The sequence below is a fragment of the Arthrobacter sp. TMT4-20 genome, from assembly GCF_054510775.1.
In genome coordinates this window covers 168,749-195,608 of the sequence record NZ_JBTNDW010000002.1, presented here as the reverse complement: position 1 = coordinate 195,608, position 26,860 = coordinate 168,749, and the positions used below count along the sequence as shown (strand labels likewise).

Here is a 26,860-nt window from a genome sequence, read left to right as displayed (position 1 = left end):
ACGGGTCCTAGCGGTCGTCCGCTGAGTTGACCATCGAATGGGCAGCCCGCTCAAGGTAATCCCACAGCGTCGCCTCATGGAGAGGTGCGAGGTCCAGGGCGTCGACGGCAGCGCGCATGTGCGTCAACCAGTGATCCCGGGCCTGGGGTGACACGGCGAACGGCATGTGCCGCATCCGGAGTCGCGGATGCCCTCGCTGCTCCCCGTACGTCTTGGGACCGCCCCAGTACTGTTCAAGGAACATCAGCAGGCGTTCCTTGGCCGGTCCGAGATCCTCCTCGGGGTACATCGGGCGCAGCAACTCGTCATCGGCGATGCCGGCGTAGAAGATATCGACCAGTTTCACGAAGACCGGATGCCCTCCGACTGCTTCGTAGAAGTTGTCGGTATAGGCTGGCTGGTCGAATCGCGGACCCACCGGTGTGAGCCTGGCGAGCGGCTCCCCGAATCGGGACGGGATGGGGATGCCTTCGGCGTTTCCGGGGTTTGTCATGATTTCTCTCCTGTAGGTTCGGCGCCGGGTACCGGGGCAACGGGTGCGGCATCGGCAGCTACTGGCGCCACGTAGTCGCCCTGTGAACGGTTGCCCACTTTCATGATGTCCCCGTTGCGGAGGTACCAGATGGCCCCGTTGTCATCGATCAGACGCGTAATCCGCAGACCTACCGACTGCACCACTCCGACGGTGTCGCCGACCTCGATGGTGTCGCCGATTCCGTACTGATCCTCGAGGGTGATGAAAAACCCGAGGAACGCATCCCTGATGATTTCGCGGGCACCAAAGCCAATGGCGATACCCACGATTCCGACGCTCGCGAGAATGGGACCAATATCCACGCCGAGCGCCTGCAGGGCCATCATGATGGCAATGATCGCGATGGTGAGGCCCGAAACGCTGCGCAGCAGTGCTCCGATGGTCTCGGTTCGTTGCACCCGCCGTTTGTGGTCGAGGGTACGAAGGACGGGCTGCGCCCATTTGAGATGCGGTTTCTTGAACAGGTCGGACCCGCTGCGCACCCGCCGCACCATCCGGTTGATGATGAAGCGGACCACCAGCCATAACACCAGCCCAGCCACCAGGATGATGGCGGCGTGGAGTAGCTGGTCTCCTAAACCAATCTGGGTGGGCGACTGCATGGGGGCGTGACCGTTTCCTTCACAAGCGCAGGGTTCTCCCCGCCAGCGGCGGAAAGGGTGTCTGGTCCTAGGCTAGCGCCGTAGGTCGAGCCGAGATGCATCCTGATCCCCGGCGGCAGCGGATTTCTCTCCCGGCGGATTGTCGGCCAAACACTCAATTTGGGCATGGGTGCCGCGGGGGACGACGTCGGGCCCGCCGGGCGGCGCTGGATTGGCGCAGGCCGAGAGGGCCACCCGAAGCAGCGAGCGGAAAATCGGGTCTGATCCCGGCGCGGAGGAACGGCTCCATCCGCGCCGGACCGACGACGCTTCCTAGGCGTCCTGCGGGGCCTCTTCCACCACCACTACCACCGGTTCGTGATTGACCGGAAAGTTAACCGACCGCGCGATAAAACAGGACGCGGCGGCATCACGGTGGATGGCCTGCGCGGTGTATTTCAGCAGGGGATCGGTGATGGTCACCCGAGGCTTCAGGGTGACACTGATGAACTCGCCGCTGCCGTTGCCATTCAACCTCATGGTGCCGACGGCGGGATCCTCGTAGGCGGTCACTACCACCCCGTTTTTCACCGCCATATGGAGATAGGACAGCATGTGGCATTGGGACAGTGCCGCGAGCAGCAACTGTTCAGGATTCCACCTGTCCTTGTCTCCGTGGAAGGTGGGGTCCGCCGTGCCGAGCAGCAACGGCGGACCCACAGCCGACACCTCGTGGTCCCGGCCGTAGCCTCGGTAGGACCGGGTGCCTTCGCCACGATTCCCGGTCCATCTGACAGCTATCCGATAGTGGTGCTCGGAGAGGTTCATGGGTTATAAACTACACCCCAAACCGCCTGATTTACCGGTCGACGGCCTGCGCTTTCAGAGCCCGCACAATCCCGTCCTGGCTCTCAAGGATCAGGCGTCGCAACGAGGTGCTTTCGGCATCGAGCGCGGCCAGGAAGGCTGCAGATTTGTCCAGCGTCTCCTGGGTGGTTAACCGCGATGGATACAGCCCCACGATGATTTGCTGAGCGATCTCGTGAGTCCTGCTGCCCCAGACGTCAGGGGCAGCAGCAAAGTACTTGTCCACGAAGGGAGCAAGGACTGCTGGGTCGTGAACGCGCATGAACCCGGCAATCGCTGACCGCTGGGCCGCGTTGGGCATGTCCGACCGCTCAATGATGCTGTGCCACGCTTCGGCCTTCGCCTCCGGCGTGGGGATGGCCGCCTTCGCCTGGGCGGCTGCCAGCTGACCGGTGGCGGTGGCATCGCGCTCGAGCTCGGCGTCGATGTCCGGCTGTGCGAACCTGCCACCAGCCACGAGTGAGGTCACCAACTCCCAGCGTAGGTCGGCGTCAATCTCCAACCCCGCGGGCACCTCGGAGCCGGTGAAGATCGCTTCAATGGTGTCCAGATGGGGTCCGGTCTGCGCGTGTCCTGCGAACGCCTTGATGAACTGCAACTGTGAATCCGATCCGGCGTCGGCCCGCTGGGCGAGTTCCCAGAGGCTGTCGGCGGCCGCGATAGTCATCGCTGACCGGTCGACGGGGTTCACATAGAACGCGAGCGTCGTGGCGAGCTGACGGAGCAGGACCAGCACCACCGACGAATCGGATTCGGCGCCGATGTTCTGCAGGATCAGCTCCACGTAGTTGCGGGCCGGTGTCTCACCGTCGCGGGCTGCGTCCCAGGCTGAAGCCCAGACCAGGGTGCGGGGGAGCGAGTCGTTGAAGTCCTTGAGGTGTCGCGTTGCTGTGCGCAACGACACCTCGTCGAGCCGGATTTTCGCGTAGGCCAGATCATCGTCGTTGAGCAGCACCAGGTCGGGGCGGGCCCGGCCAACCAGTTCAGGCACGTCGGTGCGTTCGCCGTCGACGTCGAGTTCCACCCGGTCAATACGCTGCAGCTTTCCGGCATCATCCAGGGAATAGCAGCCAATCGCCAGTCGGTGCGGGCGGATCGTGGGGTAGTCGGCAACAGCCGACTGGAGGACCGCAAAGCTGGTGATCACGCCGTCGTCGTCGACCTCGAGTTCAGGCCGCAGGGTGTTGACGCCAGCCGTTTCCAGCCACAGGGCCGACCATTCCTTCAAGTCACGGCCGCTGGCTTTCTCCAACTCGGACAGCAGGTCCACCAGTTCGGTGTTCTTCCAGGAGTGCTTGCCGAAGTACTCCCTGACGCCTTCCATGAACTTGTCCTGGCCCACCCAGGCCACCAGCTGCTTGAGCACCGAGGCGCCCTTGGCATAGGTGATGCCGTCGAAGTTCACCTGCACATCTTCGAGGTCGTTGATGTCGGCGACGATCGGGTGGGTGGAGGGGAGCTGGTCCTGACGGTAGGCCCAGGCTTTCTCCAGTGAGGCGAACGTGGTCCATGACTGCTTGAACTCGGTGGCTTCGGCGGCGGCGAGGGTGGACATGAACTCGGCGAAGGATTCATTGAGCCAAAGGTCGTTCCACCACCGCATGGTCACCAGGTCGCCGAACCACATGTGCGCGAGTTCATGCAGGATGGTGATGGCCCGGCGCTCAACGGTGGCGTCGGTGACCCGGGACCTGAAAACGTAGCTTTCCACGAAAGTCACGGCGCCGGCGTTCTCCATGGCACCCGCATTGAACTCGGGGACAAAGAGCTGGTCGTACTTGGCGAACGGGTACGGGGTTCCGAACTGCTCTTCGAAGAAGGCGAACCCCTGCCGGGTCAACGCGAACACGTTCTCGGCGTCGAGGTGCTGCATCAGAGACTTCCGGGCAAAGACACCCAGGGGAATGACACGGCCGTCCGAACTGGTGAGCTCGCTGCGCACCGACTGGTACGGTCCGGCGATCAGGGCAGTGACGTAGGACGACAGCACACCGGTGGGCTCGAAGGACCAGGTGGACGTCGCGACGCCGTCGTCGGCCGAACCGGCGTCGACAGGGACGGGCGTGGGGGAGTTGGAGATGACATCCCAGTGCGACGGCGCCGTCACGGTGAAGCTGAAGGTGGCCTTGAGATCGGGCTGCTCAAAGACGGGGAACACGCGCCGGGAGTCCGGAACCTCGAACTGGGTGTAGAGGTACACCTCGTTGTCGACCGGGTCGACGAAGCGGTGCAGACCCTCGCCGGTGTTCATGTAAAACATGTCAGCGTCAATCACCAGCTCATTGGCTGCCGCGAGCTGGGGCAGCTGGATGCGGATTCCATCAGAGACCTCGGACGGGTCGAGCTCGACGCCGTTCAGGGTCACCCGTGACACCTCCTTGGTGACGGCGTCAATGAACGTTGAAGCACCCTGGGTGGCCTCGAACTTCACGACAGTCCGCGACCCGAAGACTGTGTCGCCACGGGTGAGGTCAAGGTTGATGTCGTAGGAGGTGACGGTCAAAATGTCAGCGCGAGCTCGTGCCTCTTCGCGCGTCAGATTCATGCCTGGCAAAGTGGAGCCTTTCGAAAAAGATGATGGGAAGCCCTGCGGGTGGCGGGCGTCGGGTGTGATGCAGCTTACGCAGCACAGCCATTCTTTCATCAGCGTCGACCAACCTGCACACCCGGCAACCAAGTACCCTTGACAGCACACACCCATCTCATCGAAACGGATCTTTCATGCGCGTTCATATCGCCACTGACCACGCCGGCATGGAGCTCAGTGCCCATCTGATCGAGCACCTGCGCGGAACCGGGTACGAGGTCATCGACCACGGACCACAGGTCTACGACGCCGAGGATGACTACCCCGGGTTCTGCATCAACGCAGCGCAGGCCGTCGTCATTGACCAGCAGGCGGGGCGCGAAGCGCTGGGCATTGTGCTCGGTGGATCCGGCAACGGCGAACAAATGGCTGCCAACAAGGTGCGGGGAGTCCGCGCTGCGCTGGCCTGGAGCCTGGACACCGCAAAGCTGGCGCGCCAGCACAATGACGCCAACGTGGTGGCAGTCGGCGGACGGCAGCACACGGTCGAGGAAGCAACACTCATCATTGACGCGTTCCTCGCCGAGCCGTTCAGCGACGCCGAACGCCACGTGCGGCGGATCGGGCAGCTCGCCGCCTACGAGACCACCGGCAGCGTCAACCTGTAGTCCCATGCCCGAAGGCCATTCAATTCACCGGCTGGCGTCCCAGCTGTCCTCAGTGTTCGGCGGGCAGCAGGTCGCGGCCTCCAGCCCACAGGGTCGGTTTGCTGCTGGCGCGGCGGGCCTGGACGGACGCGTGTTGGTGCGAGCCGCCGCGCATGGAAAACAACTCTTCGTCGAGTTCGCCGACGGACTCGACGAAAGTCCCACCCCCACACTTTTCCTACGCGTGCACCTGGGGCTTTACGGTGCCTGGAGCTTCGGCGGCGACAAGTCGTTCATGGGCGCGTCCAGCATCGGTGCGCCGCGCAAGGTGGGGGAGCGGGAGGTCGCCGGCACCCCCGACGCCACCTACGCCGGGCCGCCGGCTCCCGTGGGTGCCGTCCGTCTGCGCCTCGTCAGCGACTATGGCTGGGCCGATTTGCGCGGCCCGACAGCCTGTGAGGTTATTACCGAACCGGAGCGCGACGCCGTCGTCGCCCGCCTTGGCCCCGATCCGCTCGGCAGCGCCGCTCTGGATGCGCCCGACGGCGTCGCCCGGTTCGCGTCCGGTCTGCGCAAGAGCGCCAGCCCGGTGGGCCTGCTCCTGATGAACCAGGCGGTGATCGCGGGCGTAGGCAACATCTATCGGGCTGAGGCGCTGTTCAGGCAAAAGCTGGACCCGTGGCGCCCCGGCAAATCGGTCAGCGTTGAGGAAGCCACAGTCCTGTGGGAGGACATCGCCGCGATCATGGGCGACGGAGTGCGTGCTGGCCGGATTATTACGACGTCGCCGGCCGATCGATCCTCGTCGTCGTCCCGGGTCAAACGCGAGGACGCACATTACGTCTATGGGCGGGCAGGTCTGCCCTGCCGCCGTTGCGGAACGCCGGTGGCAGTTGCCGAGATGGCGGCGCGGAAATTGTTCTGGTGTCCCGGCTGCCAGGCGCCCTAGCAGCCCGGTAGTCAAACGAAAAAAGCACCCGGCGCCAGGTTGGCGGGGTGCTTTTTTATTGGACTGGGCTGGGGACATCTACCCACATTCTGGAGGGGATGACGGGAATCGAACCCGCATCATCAGTTTGGAAGACTGAGGCTTTACCACTAAGCTACATCCCCAAAAACCCGAGCAAGCTACTAACTACTTTAGCGGCTCAGGCCGTCGGAACGCCTATAACTACACCACAGGCAAGGCCGTTTAGCCAAATGTGCAACTGGAGCAAAAGTTACGTAGACTAATGGCTGCACTTACGGGGTGTAGCTCAGCTTGGTAGAGCGCCTGCTTTGGGAGCAGGAAGTCGCAGGTTCAACTCCTGTCACCCCGACTCTGCATTATCGCCGCGGATGCCGTTCCGGTAATTCCACGGGCGCCGTGTGGTCATTCATCTTCAATCATTCAGGAGTACTACGCCGTGAAGAGCGCTGTCGAAAACCTCACTCCCACGCGAGTGAAGCTCAATGTTGAAGTTCCTTTTGAGGAGCTCAAGCCAAACATCGATGCGGCTTACAAGACCATCTCCGCCCAGGTCCAGGTTCCGGGCTTCCGCAAGGGACGCGTCCCCAACCAGCTGATTGACCAGCGGGTAGGTCGCGGTTACGTCATCGAAACCGCAATCAACGATGGTTTGAATGACTTTTACCAGAGCGCCGTTCAGGAAACGGGAATCCGTCCCCTGACCCGCCCAGAGGTTGAGATCACCGAAGTGCCGGATCCCGCCGCCAAGGATGGACAGCTCCTGTTCACCGTCGAGCTGGATGTCCGCCCGGAGATCACCCTTCCCGAGTACTCGGGTCTCGAAGTGACCGTCGAAGCAGCAGAGGCATCCGACGCCGACGTCGACAAGGCTCTTGACGAGCTGCGCGGCCGGTTCGGTACCCTCACCGCGGTTGATCGTCCCGCCGCCGACGGTGACTTCCTCACCGTAAACCTGGTAGCAACGGTCGACGGCGAGCAGGTTGACGCCGCGCAGGACGTTTCCTACCAGATCGGTTCCGGCACCATGCTTGAGGGCATGGACGAAGCCGTCACCGGACTCAGCGCCGACGAGGATGCCATCTTCGAGACCACGCTGGCCAACGGCGAGAACGCCGGCAACAAGGCGCAGGTCAAGGTTGAGGTCAGCGCCGTCAAGGAGCGCGAACTCCCCGAAGCCAACGACGACTTCGCCCAGCTTGCCAGCGAATTCGACACCATCGCTGAACTGCGCGCCGACCTCACCAAGCGCGCAGCCGAAGAGAAGGTCACCGAGCAGGGCGTTGAAGCTCGTGACCTGGTTCTTGAGAAGCTCATCGAGCTCATCGAGGTCCCCGTCCCAGCAGCCTTCATCGAGGATCAGCTGGAACAGCACTTCACCGGTGAAAACGCCCATGCCAACGCCGAGGGTCACGACACCGAAGAGCACCGCACCGAGATTCGCGAGAACACCGAGCAGGCGTTCCGGAACGAAATGATCCTCGACGCGATCGCCGAGAAGGAAGAAATCGGTGTCAGCCAGCCGGAGCTGATCGATTACATCGTGTCGACCGCCGGCCAGTACGGCATGGAGCCGAACCAGTTCGCTCAGATGCTGGATCAGAGCGGTCAGGTTCCGATGATTGTCGGAGAGGTCCGTCGTCGTAAGGCACTGGCGAAGGTCCTTGAACTGGCAGTCGTCACGGACAGCTCCGGATCCGTTGTTGACCTGAGCGACTTCGTTCGCCCCGGCGATGAAGCTGACGACTCATCCGAGGCGCCCGCTGAGAAGAAGCCGGCCAAGAAGGCCCCAGCAGCCAAGAAGGCTCCTGCAGCCAAGAAGCCTGCCGCTGAGAAGAAGCCAGCCGCTGAAAAGAAGCCAGCTGCGGAGAAGAAGCCCGCTGCGAAGAAGGCGGCTCCGAAAAAGCCAGCCAAGGCCGAGGCTGCAGCTGACGAAGAGTCCAGCAAGGCATAGCCCCACCATTGACGAATGAGGGCCGTCTTCCCACCCGGGAGGACGGCCCTCGGCCGTTAAGTTCCGCAGCCCCCGCTCTGGTGCGCCGTCAGCGAACAGCCTCCGCAGCGGGATCAAACGGACCCCCAAACAAGTTACTGTCCAATGAGAGACAAACGGTCGGCTACCGGCACCCGGTAGACCAACCAGAGTGAGAGGCTAACTTCCAATGGCAATCGAACCCACCACCCCGACCATGGCGACCGTAGACCCCGCTGGCCGGGATGACTACATCTATAACCGGCTCCTGAAAGAGCGCATCATCTGGCTCGGCTCAGAGGTCAGGGATGACAACGCCAACGCCATCTGCTCCCAGCTGCTGCTGCTGTCAGCTGAAGACCCGGACAAAGACATTTTCCTGTACATCAACTCGCCCGGCGGGTCGGTTACCGCGGGAATGGCCATTTACGACACCATGCAGTTCATCCCGAACGACGTGGTCACCGTCGCCACCGGGCTTGCCGCGTCGATGGGACAGTTCCTCCTCTCCTCGGGCACCAAGGGCAAGCGCTATGCGACCCCTCACGCCCGGGTACTGATGCACCAGCCCTCCGGCGGCATCGGTGGAACGGCGTCGGACATCCGGATCCAGGCCGAACTGATCCTGCACATGAAGCGCGTGATGGCTGAACTCACGGCAGAGCAGACCGGGCAGACGGTCGAGAAAATCCTCAAGGACAACGACCGCGACAAGTGGTTCACTGCGCAGGAGGGCCTGGAATACGGCTTCTTCGACAAGATCGCTGCGCACGCCAACACGGTATCCGGCGGCGGCGGAACGCAGCGCGACTAAGTCGCTGCGCCTGCGCCCCACCCACCACAGCAGAGATCACCCAGGAGAGACCATGAACCACAATTTTGGAGCCGCAGCAGGCGGCGCCGCACCGCAGATGCCGTCCAACCGCTACGTTCTTCCCCAGTTCGAAGAGCGCACCCCCTACGGGTTCAAGCGCCAGGACCCGTACACCAAGCTCTTCGAGGACCGCATCATCTTCCTTGGCGTGCAGGTTGACGATGCATCGGCCGACGACGTGATGGCCCAGCTGCTGGTGCTTGAGTCGACCGATCCAGAGCGCGACATCACGCTCTACATCAACTCGCCGGGTGGATCGTTCACGGCCATGACCGCAATTTACGACACCATGCAGTTCATCCGCCCTGAAATCCAGACCGTCTGCCTCGGCCAGGCTGCCAGCGCTGCAGCCGTGCTGCTCGCGGCAGGGGCCCCCGGCAAGCGGCTTGCACTTCCCAACGCCCGTGTCCTGATCCACCAGCCGGCCCTTGGCGGCGGCCAGGGTGGTCAGGCGTCGGACTTGGAAATCCAGGCCAACGAAGTGATGCGGATGCGCACCTGGCTCGAGGACACGCTGGCCCTGCACAGTGGCAAGAGCGCCGAGCAGGTCAACATCGATATCGAACGCGACAAGATCCTCACCGCCGCCGACGCCAAGGCGTACGGCCTGGTGGACGAAGTTCTGACGTCACGCAAGATCAGCCCTCCGAAGATCAACAAGCCGTAAGGCACTCTTCTCCGGACCAAGGCCCGTGGTGCGAAACAATCGCACCACGGGCCTTTTGGTGCTTCATAGCCGCGCCAATTGTCCTAGAGTGGAAGGTAGCCCGGTTCCATCAGCTCGGATATCGGGTGTCGATTTCAACAGATCCACGTAAGGGGACTGACACATGGCTCGCATTGGTGAGAGCACAGATCTGCTTAAGTGCTCTTTCTGTGGGAAAAGCCAGAAGCAGGTCCGGAAGCTAATTGCCGGCCCGGGTGTGTACATCTGCGATGAATGCATCGATCTCTGCAACGAGATCATCGAGGAAGAGCTGTCCGAGGTAGCTGACCTTGGCACCTTCGAGCTTCCGAAGCCCCGCGAGATCTTCGATTTCCTGCAGGAATACGTGATCGGTCAGGAACCCGCCAAGCGGTCCCTCGCCGTCGCCGTCTATAACCACTACAAGCGGATCCAGTCCGGGCATGCCCCGCGGAGCACGGGAAACCTCTCCGACGCGGTGCCTGCCGAGGACGTGGAGATCGCCAAGTCGAACATCCTCCTCATCGGCCCCACCGGCTGCGGCAAGACCTATCTCGCGCAGACCCTGGCCCGCCGGCTGAACGTCCCCTTCGCCGTCGCGGACGCCACGGCGCTCACCGAGGCGGGCTACGTGGGGGAAGATGTTGAGAACATCCTCCTGAAGCTCATCCAGGCCGCTGACTACGACGTCAAGAAGGCCGAGCAGGGCATCATCTACATCGACGAAATCGACAAGATCTCCCGCAAGAGCGAGAACCCGTCAATCACCCGCGATGTATCGGGTGAAGGCGTGCAGCAGGCATTGCTGAAGATCCTCGAGGGTACTGTCGCCTCGGTGCCGCCCCAGGGCGGCCGCAAGCACCCGCACCAGGAATTCATTCAGATCGATACCACCAACGTCCTGTTCATCGTTGCGGGTGCATTTGCTGGCCTGGAAGAGATCATCGGCTCCCGTGCGGGACGCAAGGGGATCGGCTTCGGCGCCCCGTTGTCCTCACTGAAGAGTGAGGAAGCCAGCTACGGCGACGTCATGCCCGAGGACCTGCTCAAGTTCGGCCTGATTCCCGAGTTCATCGGACGTCTGCCGGTCATCACCACGGTGACCAGCCTCGACCAAAAGTCGTTGATGCAGATCCTGACCGAACCGAAGAACGCCCTGATCAAGCAGTTCCAGAAAATGTTCATGCTCGACGGCGTCGAGCTCACCTTTGAGCCGAAGGCTCTCGAGGCCATCGCCGATCAGGCGCTCGAACGGGGAACCGGGGCCCGCGGGTTGCGCGCCATCATGGAGGAAGTCCTTCAGCCCGTGATGTTCGACCTGCCCAGCCGGGATGACATTGCCACAGTTGTCATCACTGAAGATGTGGTCGCCAAGAAGGCGGAACCCACGCTGATCTCGCACGACGTCGTTGCGAAGCGCCGGAACAAGTCGGCCTAGCGCCGGAACAAGTCGGCCTAACGCCGGAAATTTCGGCGTCCGGCCGGAATACGCCGGTTGGTACCCGGGTTGTAGGGAATATGACTGAAACGATTGTTCCCACCGACAATGTCCAAAAGGCCGATTTCTGGTTTGATCCCGCCTGCCCCTTCGCCTGGATCACCTCCCGGTGGATTGAGGAAGTGGAGAAGGTCCGCAGCATCAAGGTCGACTGGCATGTCATGAGCCTGGCCGTGCTCAACGACGGCCGTGATCTTCCCCAGGAATACCAGGACTTCATGAAGCAGGCCTACGGGCCCGTCCGGGTCATCGTTGCCGCAGCTGAACTCCACGGTGATGACAACATCAAGAAGCTCTACGATGCAATGGGCACCCGGATTCACCAGGGAAAGAACCAGGATTTCGCTGCAGTGATCCGCGAATCCCTCGAGGAAGTCGGACTTCCCGCCGAACTCGCGGACTACGCCACCAGCGAGGAATACGACGCCCAGCTCCGCGCCTCGCACCAGGACGGAATTGACCGGGTGGGCGATGAAGTCGGCACCCCCGTGGTCGCGTTCAACGGCACGGCCTTCTTCGGCCCCGTACTGACCCGCATCCCCCGGGGCGAAGACGCAGGACGGATCTTCGACGGCGCCGTCATGCTCGCCGGATTCCCGGAATTCTTCGAACTGAAACGTTCACGCACCGAGAGCCCTTCCTTCGACTAGCTGGCAGTAACCGAAAAAGGGAGGGAGGCCCCGCAGACCGAATCGGTCTGCGGGGCCTCCCTCTTTCAGGATTGCGTCAGCTGCAGGCTAGACCGCTTCGACGGGAGCCAGTTCTACCTCGAACACCGACAGCTCACCCTCGGCTTCGGCCAGGCGCAGTTCGCGCACATTGCCTGCCGCCAGCAGATCGTTCAGGCCGGCGTTGAGCTGGCGCAGTTGCGCAGCAGAGCCGTTGACGACGGCGCTGAGCACCTCGGTGCGCTGCTTCACCTTCGCCTCGGACTTCGACCGGCGGATGCCGCCGAGGGCGAGCGCCACTGTGCCCAACACGCCGGTATCGGCGGTGCGGATGGTTCCGGCGAGGTGGCCCGACGTCGGCCATTCGGTCCGGTGCACCGATCCACTGCGCCACCAGCTCCAGACCTCCTCGGTAGCGAAGGGCAGGAACGGCGCGAACATCCGCAGCATCGCATCGAGAGTGGTCGCGAGGGTGGCCAGTACCGACGCCTGCTCGGCCTCACCGGCAGCACCGTAGGCGCGGTCCTTGATGAGCTCCACGTAGTCATCCGTGAAGGACCAGAAGAACGTCTCGCTGAGCTGCAGAGCCTTGGCGTAGTCATACTTCTCGAACGCGGCAGTCGACGCGTCGATGACCTGTCCCAGCTGAGCCAGCAGGGACAAATCCAGCTGGTTCGTGACCACCGAGGTGTCATCGGTGAGGACCGTGTGCTCGGTGGCACCAAGGTTCAGCACAAACTTCGACGCGTTCAGCAGCTTGATGGCCAGCCGCCGCCCAATCTTCATCTGCGCAATCTCATAGGCCGTGTCGGCGCCCAGCTTGGCTGAGGCAGCCCAGTACCTGACGGCGTCGGCCCCGAATTCCTCGAGCACGTCGGTGGGGACCACCACGTTGCCCTTGGACTTGGACATCTTCTTGCGGTCCGGGTCCAGGATCCAGCCGGACAGGGCGGCATGGCGCCACGGTGCCGAATCCTGCAGCGAATCGGCGCGGACGGCGCTCGAGAACAGCCAGGTCCTGATGATGTCGTGGCCCTGCGGCCGAAGATCGAACGGAAAGACCTTTGCGAACAGGTCGGGGTTCTTCGGCCAGCCGCCCACAATCTGGGGCGTCAGCGACGACGTCGCCCACGTGTCCAACACGTCGTTCTCGCCGACAAAACCACCCGGCTGGTTGCGGGCGCTCTCCTCAAAGCCGGGAGCCGGTTCGGCTGCCGGGTCCACGGGAAGTGCCTCGTAGGTCGGCACGATCGGAGCCTCGTAGTCAGGCTCCCCGTCGGCGTCGAGGCGGTACCAGACCGGAATCGGGACGCCGAAGAAACGCTGCCGGGAGACCAGCCAGTCGCCGTTGAGTCCTTCGATCCAGTTCTCGTACCGGGACCGCATGAACGCGGGGTGGAAGTCGATCTCCCGGCCGCGCTGGATGAGCTTCTCCCGCTTGGCTTCGTCGCGGCCGCCGTTGCGGAGGTACCACTGGCGGCTGGTGACAACCTCGAGCGGCTTGTCGCCCTTCTCGTAGAAGTTGACCGGGTGGACTACCTTCTTCGGCTCGCCCTCCAGCTCCCCGCTGGCGCGCAGCAAGGCAACGACGCCTTCCTTGGCGCTGAAAACGGTCTTCCCGGCGATGGCCGAATAGTTTTCCTGTGCCTTCTCCGTGCTGATCCACTCGGGGGTTTCCGAGCGGATCCGGCCGTCGCGGCCCACAATGGCGCGGGTGGGCAGCTGCAGCTCACGCCACCAGATGACGTCGGTGAGGTCACCGAAGGTACAGATCATGGCAATGCCGGTGCCCTTGTCGGGCTTCGCCAACGGGTGCGCCTTGATTTGAACCTCAACGTCGAACAGCGGCGACGTGACAGTGGTGCCGAACAGGTGCTGGTACCGCTCGTCGTCGGGATTCGCCACCAACGCCACGCAGGCGGGCAGAAGTTCCGGGCGGGTCGATTCGATGAAGATCTTCTCCCCGCCGGGGGTGTGGAACGCGATCCGGTGGTAGGCGCCCGGCTGTTCCCGGTCTTCGAGTTCGGCCTGTGCCACTGCCGTGCGGAACGTGACGTCCCAGAGGGTGGGAGCCTCGGCAAGGTACGCGTCGCCGCCGGCGAGGTTCTCCAGGAACGCGCGCTGGCTGACGGCACGGGACGTGTCGTCGATGGTGCGGTACGTCAGGTTCCAGTCAACCGAGAGGCCGAGGGTGCTGAACAGGTTTTCAAACACCAGTTCGTCCTGGACCGCGAGCTCCTCGCACAGCTCAATGAAGTTCCGGCGCGAGACGGCGTCGAAGTCGCGCTGGTTCTTGGGCGGCTCAGCGGGAGGGGTGTAGCCGGCGTCGTAGGCGACCGACGGGTCGCAGCGCACACCATAGTAGTTCTGGACGCGGCGTTCAGTGGGCAGACCGTTGTCGTCCCACCCCATCGGGTAGAACACGTTCTTGCCGCGCATCCGCTGATACCGGGCGACGACGTCGGTCTGGGTGTACGAGAACATGTGGCCTACGTGCAGCGAACCTGATGCCGTGGGTGGGGGAGTGTCAATCGAATACACCTCCGCCCGGGACGTCTCGGGGTCGAAGGTGTAGGTACCATCCGCCCGCCACTGTGCGGCGAGCCGGGACTCGAGACCCTCAAGAACCGGTTTGTCAGGGACATTTACTGTTGCGGGCGTGTCTGTGCCCGGAGTGTGTTCAGCCATACCGGCAATTGTTTCACGATAAGTTGGATCCATGACTTCCACCCAGATCACGCCAGCGCAGCGAGCAGCAGTTGTTACCGGAGCCAGCACCGGCATTGGGCAGGCCACGGTCCGCCTGCTCGCGGCCCAGGGGTGGCGGGTCTTCGCCGTCGCCCGTCGCGCCGACCGTCTGGCGGAGCTGGCCGCCGAGACCGGGGCCATCGCGGTGCCCACCGATATCACCGAGGACGACGACGTCGAGCGCCTTCTGGGCACCGTCGCCGACGCAGGTGGTGCTGACACCCTGATCAACATTGCCGGCGGTGCCCGCGGCGCCGACCGGCTGGTCGACGCGAAGACTGCCGATTGGGACTGGATGTACCAGGCGAACGTGGTGGGCACGATGAAGATGACCCGCGCGTTTCTCCCCATGCTGAGGGGCCAGGCGGATGGCGGCACTGTCCTGAACCTGACGTCGACGGCCGGAATGGTCTCCTACGAAGGTGGCGCCGGCTACAACGCGGCGAAGGCTGCCCAGCGTGCCATGACCCGGGCGCTGCGGCTGGAGGAAGCCGAGCATGGTGTCCGTGTGGTCGAGGTGCTGCCCGGCATGGTGCACACCGAGGAGTTCTCCCTGAACCGGCTGGGCAGTGCAGACGCCGCCTCAAAGGTGTACGACGGCGTCGAAAAGCCACTCACCAGCGAGGACGTGGCGGATATCGTCGTCTACGCGGTGACGGTGCCCCACCATGTGAACCTCGACGAGATTGTGGTCCGCCCGCTGGCGCAGGCCGCAGCGCACAAGGTGATCCGGAGCCAGTAGTCCCAGCTCCATTGGCGCCCCGCGCGGGCCGGTCAGTTTCCGCTAGACTAGGTGCAACAGCTTTGACCCGGCCATCACCGGTGAGCTTCCGGAAGAACCCCTGTCGTACGTCCTTCGTGCTGCAGGCTAGTAGAACCGGACGGGTAAGCCCGTCATAGCGGTCACGAAGTGGCAGCCGCGAGAAGATATGTCTCGTTGGCGGCAAGTGAGGTGGTACCGCGGGTTTGGCACCCGGGTTGCAGGCTGACCCGATTGTTGGACGCGTCCTCGCAGGTAACTGAACCACACCTTGCCTACAGGATGAACAACATGCCACAGATCTACCCCAAGGCCACCAGCCATGACAGCGCGGCTGGCGCTGCCTCCTCCTCTTCGGCGTCCCCGCGGTTCCCCGAGATCGAGGAACGAATCCTCAAGTACTGGGACGCAGACGGCACGTTCCAGGCGTCGATCGACGCCCGCAGCGCAGACCTTCCCGACGGTGAGAACGGCTCAAATGAGTTTGTCTTCTACGACGGCCCCCCGTTCGCCAACGGGCTACCCCACTACGGCCACCTGCTGACCGGCTACGCCAAGGACCTGGTGGGCCGCTACCAGACCCAGCGCGGCCACCGTGTGGAGCGCCGGTTCGGCTGGGACACCCACGGACTGCCCGCCGAGCTGGAAGCGATGAAGCAGCTGGGCATGAGCGACAAGGCGCAGATCGAAGCCATGGGCATCGACAAATTCAACGACGCCTGCCGGTCCTCAGTGATGAAATACGCCGGCGAGTGGCAGGACTATGTCACCCGCCAGGCCCGCTGGGTGGACTTCGACAACGACTACAAGACGCTGAACGTCGACTACATGGAGTCGGTTATCTGGGCGTTCAAGAACCTGTACGACAAAGGCCTCACCTACAACGGTTACCGGGTGCTGCCCTACTGCTGGAACGATGAGACGCCGCTGTCCAACCACGAGCTGCGGATGGACGACGACGTCTACCAGGACCGCCAGGACCAGACCGTCACCGTGACCTTCCCCATCCTGGCCGGCACCACCGAGCTGTCGCAGGAGCTCGCCGGGGTGCAGGCCCTCGCCTGGACCACCACGCCCTGGACCCTGCCCACCAACGCCGCTCTCGCCGTCGGGCCCGACATTGCCTATGCACTGGTTCCCGCCGGACCAACACTGGCCGACGACGACCGCCGCTTCCTCATCGCCGCTGACCTGTTGGGCAACTACGCCAAGGACCTCGGCTACGCCTCAGCGAAAGAGGCGACAGCCGCCACCGAGCGCACCCTGCAGGGCGCCGAGCTCGCGGACCTGGCCTACGAACCGCTCTGGGACTACCTGGCCGACCCCGAACAGGGCGGTTACCGCAACGCCTTCCGGTTCCTCGTGGCCGACTACGTCACCACCACCGACGGCACCGGCATTGTGCACCAGTCACCCGCCTACGGTGAAGAGGACCAGAAAATCTGCGAGGAGGCTGGCATCCAGGTCATCCTTTCAGTCGATGAAGGTGCGCGCTTCCTCCCGATGTACGGGCAGGGGCCTCTCGCCGACATCGTCGGACTGCAGGTCTTCGAGGCGAACAAACCCATCACCCGGGTGCTGAAGGACAGCGGACGCCTGGTCCGTCAGGCCAGCTACGTGCACAGCTACCCGCACTGCTGGCGGTGCCGCAACCCGCTGATCTACCGGGCTGTGTCGTCCTGGTTTGTGGAGGTCACCAAGATCAAGGACCGGATGGTGGACCTGAACCAGGGCATCAACTGGATCCCCGAGAACGTGAAAGACGGGCAGTTCGGCAAGTGGCTGGCCAACGCCCGGGACTGGTCGATCAGCCGGAACCGGTACTGGGGCAGCCCCATCCCGGTCTGGCAGTCCGACGATCCCGCCTACCCGCGGACCGACGTCTACGGCTCGCTCGCCGAGATCCAGGCGGACTTCGGCCGGTTGCCGCTGAACAAGGCCGGGGAGCCGGACCTCCACCGTCCCTTCATCGATGAGCTGACCCGCCCCAACCCCGACGACCCCCGCACACCAGCTGAGGGCCAGTCCACCATGCGCCGGGTCGAGGACGTACTGGACGTCTGGTTTGACTCCGGTTCCATGCCCTTCGCCCAGGTACATTACCCGATGGAAAACCAGGAATGGTTTGACTCCCACAACCCTGCTGACTTCATCGTCGAATACATCGGCCAGACCCGCGGCTGGTTCTACATGCTGCACGTGCTCTCCACGGCGCTGTTCGACCGGCCGGCGTTCCGCAACGTGATCAGCCACGGCATCGTCCTGGGCGACGACGGCCAGAAGGCATCCAAGAGCCTGGGCAACTACCCGGACGTCACCGAGGTCCTCGACCGGGACGGCGCCGACGCCATGCGCTGGTTCCTCATGTCCTCCCCGGTGCTGCGTGGCGGAAACCTGATCGTCACCGAACAGGGCATCCGCGACGGCGTCCGGCAGGTCATCCTGCCGCTCTGGAATGTCTGGCACTTCTTCAGCCTCTACACCAACGCGGCAGCCGGCGGCACCGGCTACGAGGCAAAAACGGTCAGCCCCGAACGGGCCAATCGCCTCGCCGAACCAGTGGACCGCTACATCCTCGCCTACACCGGAAACCTGGTGCGGGATATGACAGCGTCGCTCGATGCCTTCAACATCAGCGACGCCTGCGAGACGCTGCGCCGCTACCTGGACACGCTGACCAACTGGTACGTCCGCCGGAGCCGGCAGCGGTTCTTCGATGAGGACGCCGACGCCTTCGATGTGCTCTACACCTGCCTCGAAGCGGTCTGCCGGGCCGCAGCGCCCCTGCTGCCCCTGGTCACCGAGGAAATCTGGCGTGGGCTCACCGGCGGGCGCTCGGTGCACCTGACCGACTGGCCGGAGGCGTCGGCATTCCCGGAGGCACCCGACCTCGTGGAACGGATGGAACGCACCCGCCAAATCTGCTCCACCGGGTCGAGCCTCCGGAAGGCAGCCAACCTGCGCGTCAGGTTGCCGCTGGCCCACCTCACCGTCGTGGCGCCGTCGGCGGGCAACCTGATTGGTCAGTACCAGGGGATCATCGCCGACGAGCTGAACATCAAGCAGGTCCGGCTCCTCGACGCCGCCGACGCATCACCCGAAGAATTCGGGATTGTGCAGAAACTGGTGGTGAACGCCCGGGCCGCCGGGCCGCGCCTGGGAAAGAATGTCCAGGCCGCCATCAAGGCCGCCAAAGCCGGCGACTGGACGGTCTCCGCAGCCGGTGCAGTGACCGCCGGCGAGCTGGCGCTCGAACCCCACGAATACACCCTGGAAACAGTGGTGGCCGACGACGGCGACAACTCTGGGAAGGCTGTCACGGTGCTGCCCGGGGGCGGCTTCCTCGTGCTCGATACCGTCGTCACCGGGGAACTCGCCGCCGAAGGAGCGGCCCGAGACGCGATCCGGGCCATCCAGCAGGCCCGCCGCGACGCGGACCTGCACATCAGCGACCGGATCGTGACCACGCTTGGCGTCGCACCGGACCTGGTCGATGCCCTGACATCGAACGCGGCACTCATCAAAGCGGAAACGCTGACCAACGAACTGCACGTTGTCGCTGCTGCGCCAACGGACGGCGAGTTTACCGTCACAGTAGAGAGGCACTCATGAGCCAGCAGAACCCAGAGCCAAGGGATTCAGAGCCAAGGGATTCAGAATCAATGGATTCGGAGTCAAACGGCCCGGCGCCTACAGCGTTCGACAAGTTTTCGGTGGAAAGTGTCTACGCGGAACTGCTGAGCCGGGCACCTGAGAACAAAATGGAACCGCGGATGGCCCCGATGATCAGGGCAATGGAAATCCTCGGCGAACCCAACAAGGCGTTCCCGATCATCCACCTGACCGGAACCAACGGGAAAACCTCGACCGCACGCATGGTCGAGGGCATCCTGCGGGCGCATGAGCTGCGGACCGGGCGCTACACGAGCCCACATCTGAGCAGCGTCACCGAGCGCATCAGCATCGACGGCGAACCGGTCTCCGACGAAACCTTCGTGCGGATCTGGGACGAGATCAGGCCGTTCCTGGAAATCATCGACGGCGAACTGGAAGCGGCGGGCGACCCCCGGCTGACCTACTTCGAGAGCATCACCATTCTCGCGTTCGCGGTCTTCGCCGACGAGCCGGTCGACGTCGCGATCATCGAGGTGGGCCTCGGCGGGATCACCGACGCCACCAACGTGGGCGACGGCCAGGTTGCTGTCGTCACGCCGATCTCCCTGGACCACACGGAACTCCTCGGCGACACCGAATACGACATTGCGCTGGAAAAGTCGGGGATCATCAAGCCCGGCGGGTTCCTGATCAGTGCGGCCCAACCCCAGGAGGCCGCCCAGGTGCTCCTCGAAAAGGCCCGCGAAGTCGGCGTTGAGTTCCGCTTCGAAGGTGTTGAGTTCGGGGTTGAAACCCGGACGATCGGCGTCGGCGGCCAGGTGCTGTCCATCAACGGGATCGCCGGCCGGTACGAGGAACTGCTGCTGCCCCTGCACGGGGCGCACCAGGCGCAGAACGCCGCCGTCGCCGTCGCCGCCGTCGAGGCATTCATCGGTGGCGGGACCCGTGAACTTGATGCGGCGGTGGTCCGCGAAGGGTTGCGGACCGTGACCTCGCCGGGGCGGATCGAAGTGGTGCGGACCGCACCGAGCATCATTGTCGACGCCGCGCACAATGCCGCCGGCGCCAAGGCAGCAGCAGCGGCGGTCAAGGAAGCCTTCGACTTCAGCCGGCTGATCCTGGTGGTCGGTGTGCTCCAGGACAAGGACGCGGGGGCCATCCTGGCCGAACTGCATGAGGAACTCGGTGGCATCCTCGAGGACATCTGCCTGACCCAGTCAACCTCGCCCCGCGCCATTCCCGCGGCCGAGCTCCTGCAGGATGCGTTGGCGGCTGGTTTCGCCGAGGAAAACGTCCACATCGCCGAGCGGCTCGATGACGCCCTCGAATGGGCGGTCATGAAGGCCGAAGAAAACAACGACCTCGCAGGGGGCATCCTCATCACCGGTTCCATCACGGTGGTGGGGGAAGCCCGCACCCTGCTGGGCAAGTGAGGCTGACTCTGATGGAGCAGAATCGAAAGCGTCGCATGACCAAGGCGCAACGCGAATGGCGACCCGGAATGCCCAAGAAACGGCGTTCCATCAAAGTCACCTTCGCCTCGGTGGTCCTCACCCTCGAGGCGCTGGTGGTGCTGTTCGCGACCCTCACCGCATTCGGCCTGTTGCGCGACACCATCTCACCGGTGCTGATCCTCTCGGTGGGCATCGCATTGGCCATCGCGTTGGTCGGGGCATGCGCATTCCTCACCAAGCCCTACGGCATTGCCATCGGCTGGATTCTCCAGCTGGTGATCATCGCGACCGGGTTCATCGAACCCACCATGTTCCTGATTGGGGTGCTGTTCGCCCTGACCTGGCTGTACGGGATTCGTACCGGCATCCGCCTCGACGCCGAGAACGTCGAGCGGGACCGCCAGCAGGCTGAGTGGGAGCGGGCCAACCCGGAGGACGGGTCAGAGCCCGCAGGATAAGTTTAGTAGAGTTCCACTGGCCATACCCAACACTTTGGAGGACTTCTGTGAGCGCTGAACGCACTCTTGTACTGATCAAGCCCGACGGCGTGTCCCGCGCACTGTCCGGGACCATCCTGTCCCGGGTGGAAGCCAAGGGATACACCCTGGTGGACCTCAAGCTGGTCTCGGCCAGCCGCGAGATGCTCGAAGAGCACTACAACGAGCATGTTGGGAAGCCCTTCTTCGAACCACTCGTCGAGTTCATGCTCAGCGGGCCCATCGTGGCTGCGATTTTTGAGGGCGAGCGGGTTATCGAGGGATTCCGGTCCCTTGCCGGCGCCACCGAGCCGACGGCAGCCGCACCCGGCACCATCCGCGGCGACCTCGGCCGCGACTGGGGCCTGAAGGTACAGCAGAACCTCGTCCACGGCTCGGACTCGGCGGAGTCGGCCCAGCGCGAAATCGGTATCTGGTTCGCCTGACCCCTCGTCGACGCCGGGTGTTACCCGGGGCGCCGAAAGATGCCTCGGGTAACCGGTGTTGTAGCGTAGAGCCATGACTGAATATCGCAGGCTCGGCAACTCCGGATTGAACGTTTCAGTGGTGGGACTCGGATGTAACAACCTGGGCCGCCCCGGAACGCCAACCGAAACCCAGCGCGGCACCAACGCGGTGATCGGCGCAGCTGTCGACGCGGGAATCAACTTCTTCGACGTGGCGGACTCCTATGGAAAGACGCCTGGCCTGAGCGAGGAAATGCTCGGCAAAGCCTTGGTCAAAAACCGCGATGACGTGCTGGTCGCCACCAAGTTTGGACTGGACCTCAAGGGTGCCAACGGCCCGGACTGGGGCGCCAGGGGGTCGCGGCGCTACATCATGAAGGCGGTCGAGGCATCACTGCGGCGCCTGGGCACGGACTTTATTGATCTCTACCAGTTCCATGCACCTGACCCGCTGACCCCCATCGAGGAGACCCTTTCGGCCCTCGACGCACTGGTCAAGAGCGGCAAGGTCAGGTACATCGGCCATTCAAACCGGGCAGGCTGGCAGCTCGCCGAAGCCGAGTTTGTTGCCCAGCTCGGCGGGTACACGCCCTTCATATCCGCGCAAAACCACTGGAACCTGCTGGAGCGCAGCATCGAGGCCGAGGTGGTTCCGGCAGCCGAAGCCTATGGGATTGGCGTGCTGCCGTTCTTCCCGCTGGCGAACGGTCTGCTGACCGGCAAATACAGTGCCTCGAAGGTTCCGGCCGGTAGCCGGCTGACCCACTCCCGGACGAACCTGCTCGAAGGGGCTGACTGGAACCAGCTGGCCGACTTCGGAGCGTTCGCCCGGGCCCGCGACCTGACCGAACTGCAGGTGGCCTTCTCCTGGCTCGCCGCGCAGCCGTCCGTCGCGTCAGTGATCGCCGGAGCCACCAAACCGGAGCAGATTCAACAGAATGCCGAGGCGGTGTGCTGGGCCCCGTCCGAAACTGAACTTCAGGAACTGGACCGGATTTTCCCGAGGTCGACCCCCTGACCATGGCCTGCGGCAGTTGCACCACAGCAGCGGAGCTCGACTTCGACTTCAGCATGGCCTTCCAGCCGATCTACGACGCCGTTGCCGGTCGCGTCTGGGGCTATGAGGCGTTGGTCAGGGGAACCTCGGGGGAGGGCGCCTACGAGATCCTGTCCAAGGTGTCACCCGAGCAGAAGTATCGCTTTGACCAGGACTGCCGTGTCAAAGCCATTGAGCTGGCATCGCGGTTGTTCCCTGCGGGGGAGGATCTGAAACTTTCGATCAACTTCATGCAGAACGCGGTCTACGAACCGGCTGCATGCCTTCGCGCGACGCTGCGGGCAGCCGCCCGGTGGAGCTTTCCGCCGTCGTCAATCATGTTCGAATTCACTGAAAACGAGGAGGTCTCGGACACCGGGCACCTCACGAACATCATCATCGAATACCGCAAACATGGGTTCACCACCGCCATCGACGACTTCGGTGCCGGACACGCGGGACTGGGTCTTCTGGTCGATTTCCAACCCGACCTGATCAAGATCGACATGTTGCTGATCCGCGGAATCGATACCAGCCCGGCGCGGCAGACAGTCGTCGCTGGCATCGTTGACATGGCAGACAAGCTCGGCATCACTGTCCTCGCGGAGGGCATCGAGACCGAAGCGGAATACCTCGCGCTGCAGGCGGCTGGTATCGGCCTGTTCCAGGGATACTGGTTCGCGAAGCCCGCCTTCGAGGAGCTCCCGCAGCTACAGTTCGGGGCGGCTGTCCTCTAGCAGCGGTCAGGTTTCAGGCTGGGTCGTGAGGAACCTGGACGCCGGTGGTCAACATTCCCGGCACCGATGCCCAGATTGACCCCACCTGACCGGGTTGCTCGCCATACCGCGGGAGGTCAGCCGGGTCACCTATCTTGAGCCAGTTGAGCCAGTTGAGCCAGTTGAGCCAGTTGAGCCAGTTGTGCCAGTTAGGCCACTTGAGCCAGACACAGAACGGCGCCCGCACCAAGGCCGGTGCGGGCGCCGTCAGTGTCGTTGGGTGACGACGAGCGGCGGGGAAGTGCCTAGTGGAAGGTCTTCCCATTGACCCGCTCGGACGCGCCCACCCGATCCAGGTACGGTGTGATGCCGCCCTGGTGGAACGGCCAGCCAGCGCCCAGGATGACGCACAGGTCAATGTCCTCAGGTGCGGCAACAACTCCCTCATCGAGCATCCGGCCAATCTCGTCGGCGAGGGCATCCTGGGTTCGGCGGAGCACCTCCGCGCTGTCCGACGGCGAATCGCCCCGGGTCATCAGGGCCAGGGTCGACTCGGGCACGGTCTCGGCGCCGTCGTCGCCCTTCACCCACAGACCCTTGATTCCGGCGTCAATGAGTTTCTGCTGGTTGGCAGAAACATGGAAACGGTCACCAAACGCGGTGTTCAGCGACTCCTGCACGTGCTGGCCGACCGGCAGGCCCACGAGCGCGAGCAGCCGGAACGGCGTCATCGGGTGGCCCATAGGGCGCAGCGCATTGTCAGCTGTCGCCGCGTCTGTGCCCTCATCAAAGACCGCAGTGATCTCGCCAAACATCCGGCCGAGGATGCGGTTGACCACAAACGCCGGAGCATCCTGCACCAGCACCGCCGACTTTTTCAGCTCCTTGGCCAGCGCAAAAGCTGTCGCCAGCACGGCGTCATCCGTGTGCGGTGCTTTGACGATTTCCAGCAATGGCATGGCAGCGACCGGGTTGAAGAAGTGGAAACCCACCACACGTTCCGGGTGGGCGAGGTCAGCTGCCATCTCTGTGACCGACAGTGACGAGGTATTGGTCGCGAGAATACACTCGGCAGAGACCACCGCTTCAACCTCGGCGAACACTGTCTTCTTGACCGCCATCTCTTCGAAGACCGCTTCGATCACAAAATCGGCGTCAGCGAACGCCTCCTTCGAGACCGAACCCGAGACCAGGGCCTTGGTCCGGTTCGCCGCATCGGGGGACAGCCGCTTCTTCGACAGCAGCTTGTCCACTTCTGCGTGGACATAGGCCACACCCTTGTCGACGCGCTGCTGGTCGATGTCGGTGAGGACTACCGGCACCTTCAGCTGCCGGGCGAACAGCAGGGCGAGTTGCCCGGCCATCAGACCAGCACCGACGACGCCGACCTTGGTCACCTTCCGAGCCAGCTTGCGGTCGGGCGCGCCTGCCGGACGTTTGGCGCGCTTCTGCACCAGATCCAGGAACGCGTAGACGGTCGCATGGAACTCGGGAGTCTGCATGAGGTAGGTCAGGGCCTCGCACTCGGCGGCGGCCGACTCTTCGCGGGTCAGGGTCTTCCCAGCCTCAAAGAGGTCCAGCACCTTCCCCGGCGCCGGTGCGGCGTTCGAGGTCCTGGCGGCCACGAAGGCCCGCCCGGCGGCGGCCGCCGCGTCCCAGTCGGCATCGGTGTAGGCGGCGTGTTTGGCCCGGCTTGCTGCAACTGCCGAGGGGTCCTTCAGGACGCCCGCAGCCCAGGCGAGGGACTGCTCAAGGAAATCGGCAGGCTCAAGCAGGACATCGGCAATGCCTAGCCCATAGGCCGCACGCCCGTCGAGCATCCGGTTGTTGCTGAGGGGGTTCTCGATCATGACCTTTATCGCCGCAGCAGGACCAATCAGGCGTGGCAGCCGGTAGACCCCGCCCCACCCCGGAACCAGGCCAATAAATGCCTCCGGCAGGCCAATGCCGTTGGCTCCGGTGGAGATGGTGCGGTAATCGGCCGCAAGGGCAACCTCCAGGCCGCCGCCGAGCGCCACGCCGTTGATGAAGGCGAAGCTGGGCACGCCGAGACTGCCCAGCAGGTTGTAGGCTTCGTGTCCGAGCTCGGCCATCAGGGCGCCGTACTGTGCGGCCTTGAGTGACTTGACCGTCGACAGGTCAGCGCCCGCCACCAGGAAATAGGGCTTGCCGGTGATCCCGACGGCGGCCAGCTCACCGGCGGCGGCCCGGAGTTTCAGGCCCTCAAGTACCCGACCCAGTTCGATCAGGGTGTTCGGGCCGAGGGTGGTCGGCTTGGTGTGGTCCAACCCGTTGTCCAGGGTGATCAACGCGAGGGTTCCCGCGCCCTGGGGGAGGGCAATGTCCTGCACGTAGGAGTGGGTGATTACCTCGTCCGGAACCAGGGCTGCGAGTTCTTCATAACGGTCAAAGCTCATGCTGCGTCCTCTGCTGTGTTCGACGAGTAGTCAGGGTGGTGGGGGTTCTCCCAGATCACTGTGGCGCCCATGCCGAGGCCAATGCACATGGTGGTCATGCCGTACCGCACCGCTGGGTCTTCCTCGAACTGCCGGGCAAGTTGCAGCATCAGCCGCACTCCGGAGGACGCCAGGGGGTGCCCGACGGCGATGGCGCCGCCATAGCGGTTCACGCGGGGGTCGTCGTCGGCAATGCCGAAGTGATCGAGGAACGAAAGCACCTGCACGGCAAATGCCTCGTTGATTTCAAACAGGCCGATGTCGTCAATGGACAGGCCCGCCTGCCGCAGTGCCTTCTCGGTCGCCGGAACCGGTCCAATGCCCATCACCTCAGGCTCAACGCCGGCGAAGGCGTACGCCACCAGGCGCATCTTCGCGGGCAGGCCCAGCTCGGCGGCGGCATCCGAGGATGCGAGCAACGCGGCGGTGGCGCCGTCGTTCAACCCGGCGGCGTTTCCTGCAGTGACCCGACCGTGCGCACGGAACGGGGTGCGAAGCGCAGCCAGGTCCTCGGTGGTGGTTTCGGGGCGGGGTGGCTCGTCGACAGAATTGAGCGTCCAGCCTGCCCCTTCCTTTCGGGAAGCGACGGACACCAGATCGGGCTGGATCTGGCCGCTGGCATAGGCGGCGGCCAGCTTCTTCTGGCTGCCTACTGCGTACGCGTCGGTTCGTTCCTTGGTGATGGCGGGGAAGCGATCATGCAGGTTTTCTGCCGTGTTTCCCATGTTCAGCGCCGCGGGGTCAACCAGCCGTTCGGACATGAACCGCGGGTTGGGGTCGGTGTCCGCGCCCATTGGGTGGTTGCCCATGTGCTCCACGCCCCCGGCGATCACCACGTCGTACGCACCGAAAGCGATGCCCGAGGCGGTCGTCGTCACGGCTGTCATCGCACCGGCGCACATCCGGTCAATCGCGAAGCCGGGAACGGACCGGGGGAGTCCCGCCAGCAGGGCAGCGGTGCGACCGATGGTCAGGCCCTGGTCACCGGTTTGGGTGGTGGCGGCGATGGCGACGTCGTCGATTCGCTCAGGGGGCAGGGTTGGGTTGCGGCGCATCAGGTCGCGAATGCACTTCACCACCAGATCATCGGCACGGACGCCCGCATAGATGCCCTTCTCACCGGCTTTGCCGAATGGTGTCCTGACACCGTCGACGAATACGACATCCTTGATCCGGCGGCCTGAGCCGGACTGCGCTGGCACTGTAGTGGTGCTCACCTATTGCTCCTCATTGAGTCTTTATTCGATCCGAGATAGTGATTCGACCCTATGTTACTTGTGAGTAACTTAGCCTGCAAGGATTGCCCGGCGG

General features: G+C 63.8%; 21 protein-coding genes and 2 tRNA genes. 15 read left to right on the top strand and 8 right to left on the bottom strand.

Translation table 11 applies throughout. From position 1 onward, the window contains the following. Positions 1-7: 7 nt before the first annotated feature. The 4 genes from ACX80Z_RS03980 to pepN form a co-directional block, all read right to left on the bottom strand. The gene (locus tag ACX80Z_RS03980; protein WP_019482870.1) at positions 8-493 is read right to left on the bottom strand and encodes a globin; all 486 of its coding nucleotides are present in this window, start codon (positions 491-493) and stop codon (positions 8-10) included. Beyond that, positions 490-1,137 (bottom strand): mechanosensitive ion channel family protein, encoded by a 648-nt coding sequence (locus ACX80Z_RS03975; protein WP_019482869.1) that lies wholly within the window; start codon positions 1,135-1,137, stop codon positions 490-492. Before ACX80Z_RS03975 ends, ACX80Z_RS03980 begins: the two co-directional genes overlap by 4 nt. 312 nt (positions 1,138-1,449) lie before the next feature. Next, on the bottom strand, positions 1,450-1,944 hold the full coding sequence (locus ACX80Z_RS03970; protein ID WP_019482868.1) for an OsmC family protein: 495 nt from the start codon (positions 1,942-1,944) through the stop codon (positions 1,450-1,452). Positions 1,945-1,975: 31 nt separating this feature from the next. Next, positions 1,976-4,528 (bottom strand): aminopeptidase N, encoded by a 2,553-nt coding sequence (gene pepN, locus ACX80Z_RS03965; RefSeq protein WP_459314968.1) that lies wholly within the window; start codon positions 4,526-4,528, stop codon positions 1,976-1,978. Positions 4,529-4,704: 176 nt separating this feature from the next. Between pepN and ACX80Z_RS03960 the strand changes: the two genes are divergently transcribed. After that, positions 4,705-5,178: a ribose-5-phosphate isomerase gene (locus ACX80Z_RS03960; protein ID WP_019482866.1), complete on the top strand. Its 474-nt coding sequence runs from the start codon at positions 4,705-4,707 to the stop codon at positions 5,176-5,178. Positions 5,179-5,182: 4 nt separating this feature from the next. After that, positions 5,183-6,106, top strand: a complete 924-nt coding sequence (locus tag ACX80Z_RS03955; RefSeq protein WP_459314967.1) for an Fpg/Nei family DNA glycosylase — start codon at positions 5,183-5,185, stop codon at positions 6,104-6,106. A gap of 90 nt (positions 6,107-6,196) precedes the next feature. Here the strand turns inward: ACX80Z_RS03955 and ACX80Z_RS03950 are convergent. After that, positions 6,197-6,270 (bottom strand) — tRNA-Gly (locus ACX80Z_RS03950). A gap of 132 nt (positions 6,271-6,402) precedes the next feature. Between ACX80Z_RS03950 and ACX80Z_RS03945 the strand changes: the two genes are divergently transcribed. From ACX80Z_RS03945 to ACX80Z_RS03920, 6 genes are all read left to right on the top strand, one after another. Further along, positions 6,403-6,476 (top strand) — tRNA-Pro (locus tag ACX80Z_RS03945). Positions 6,477-6,563: 87 nt separating this feature from the next. Next, positions 6,564-8,078, top strand: coding sequence for a trigger factor (gene tig, locus ACX80Z_RS03940; RefSeq protein WP_459314966.1), 1,515 nt, complete (start codon positions 6,564-6,566; stop codon positions 8,076-8,078). Between the two features lie 235 nt (positions 8,079-8,313). Further along, complete coding sequence (locus ACX80Z_RS03935) at positions 8,314-8,910, top strand: ATP-dependent Clp protease proteolytic subunit (RefSeq protein ID WP_024475965.1); 597 nt, start codon at positions 8,314-8,316, stop codon at positions 8,908-8,910. 52 nt (positions 8,911-8,962) lie between these two features. After that, positions 8,963-9,637 (top strand): ATP-dependent Clp protease proteolytic subunit, encoded by a 675-nt coding sequence (locus tag ACX80Z_RS03930; RefSeq protein ID WP_019482862.1) that lies wholly within the window; start codon positions 8,963-8,965, stop codon positions 9,635-9,637. Positions 9,638-9,800: 163 nt separating this feature from the next. Further along, a complete protein-coding gene (gene clpX, locus ACX80Z_RS03925; RefSeq protein ID WP_024475453.1) occupies positions 9,801-11,093 on the top strand; it encodes an ATP-dependent Clp protease ATP-binding subunit ClpX in 1,293 nt (430 codons plus the stop codon). Between the two features lie 80 nt (positions 11,094-11,173). Further along, complete coding sequence (locus ACX80Z_RS03920) at positions 11,174-11,803, top strand: mycothiol-dependent nitroreductase Rv2466c family protein (RefSeq protein WP_459314965.1); 630 nt, start codon at positions 11,174-11,176, stop codon at positions 11,801-11,803. 87 nt (positions 11,804-11,890) lie between these two features. Here ACX80Z_RS03920 and valS read toward each other — a convergent pair whose 3' ends face one another. Then, a complete protein-coding gene (gene valS / locus ACX80Z_RS03915; protein ID WP_459314964.1) occupies positions 11,891-14,509 on the bottom strand; it encodes a valine--tRNA ligase in 2,619 nt (872 codons plus the stop codon). A 31-nt stretch (positions 14,510-14,540) separates the two neighbouring features. Here valS and ACX80Z_RS03910 point away from each other — a divergent pair, with 31 nt between their 5' ends. From ACX80Z_RS03910 to ACX80Z_RS03880, 7 genes are all read left to right on the top strand, one after another. Further along, positions 14,541-15,311 carry an SDR family oxidoreductase gene (locus tag ACX80Z_RS03910; RefSeq protein ID WP_459314963.1) on the top strand — a complete coding sequence of 257 codons (771 nt, stop codon included), beginning with the start codon at positions 14,541-14,543 and terminating at the stop codon, positions 15,309-15,311. Between the two features lie 300 nt (positions 15,312-15,611). Beyond that, complete coding sequence (gene ileS / locus ACX80Z_RS03905) at positions 15,612-18,941, top strand: isoleucine--tRNA ligase (RefSeq protein WP_459314962.1); 3,330 nt, start codon at positions 15,612-15,614, stop codon at positions 18,939-18,941. A 50-nt stretch (positions 18,942-18,991) separates the two neighbouring features. Beyond that, the gene (locus ACX80Z_RS03900) at positions 18,992-20,377 is read left to right on the top strand and encodes a bifunctional folylpolyglutamate synthase/dihydrofolate synthase (RefSeq protein ID WP_019482856.1); all 1,386 of its coding nucleotides are present in this window, start codon (positions 18,992-18,994) and stop codon (positions 20,375-20,377) included. A gap of 11 nt (positions 20,378-20,388) precedes the next feature. Continuing rightward, complete coding sequence (locus tag ACX80Z_RS03895; protein ID WP_459303839.1) at positions 20,389-20,856, top strand: DUF4233 domain-containing protein; 468 nt, start codon at positions 20,389-20,391, stop codon at positions 20,854-20,856. A 47-nt stretch (positions 20,857-20,903) separates the two neighbouring features. Continuing rightward, positions 20,904-21,320, top strand: coding sequence for a nucleoside-diphosphate kinase (ndk, locus tag ACX80Z_RS03890; protein WP_019482854.1), 417 nt, complete (start codon positions 20,904-20,906; stop codon positions 21,318-21,320). A gap of 73 nt (positions 21,321-21,393) precedes the next feature. Then, positions 21,394-22,359 (top strand): aldo/keto reductase, encoded by a 966-nt coding sequence (locus ACX80Z_RS03885; RefSeq protein WP_019482853.1) that lies wholly within the window; start codon positions 21,394-21,396, stop codon positions 22,357-22,359. 2 nt (positions 22,360-22,361) lie between these two features. Continuing rightward, complete coding sequence (locus ACX80Z_RS03880) at positions 22,362-23,114, top strand: EAL domain-containing protein (protein WP_459314961.1); 753 nt, start codon at positions 22,362-22,364, stop codon at positions 23,112-23,114. 284 nt (positions 23,115-23,398) lie between these two features. On the opposite strand, the gene ACX80Z_RS03875 is transcribed toward ACX80Z_RS03880, so the two are convergent. Then, a complete protein-coding gene (locus ACX80Z_RS03875; RefSeq protein ID WP_459314960.1) occupies positions 23,399-25,510 on the bottom strand; it encodes a 3-hydroxyacyl-CoA dehydrogenase NAD-binding domain-containing protein in 2,112 nt (703 codons plus the stop codon). Then, positions 25,507-26,766: a thiolase family protein gene (locus tag ACX80Z_RS03870; RefSeq protein ID WP_019482850.1), complete on the bottom strand. Its 1,260-nt coding sequence runs from the start codon at positions 26,764-26,766 to the stop codon at positions 25,507-25,509. Before ACX80Z_RS03870 ends, ACX80Z_RS03875 begins: the two co-directional genes overlap by 4 nt. Positions 26,767-26,860: the final 94 nt, after the last annotated feature.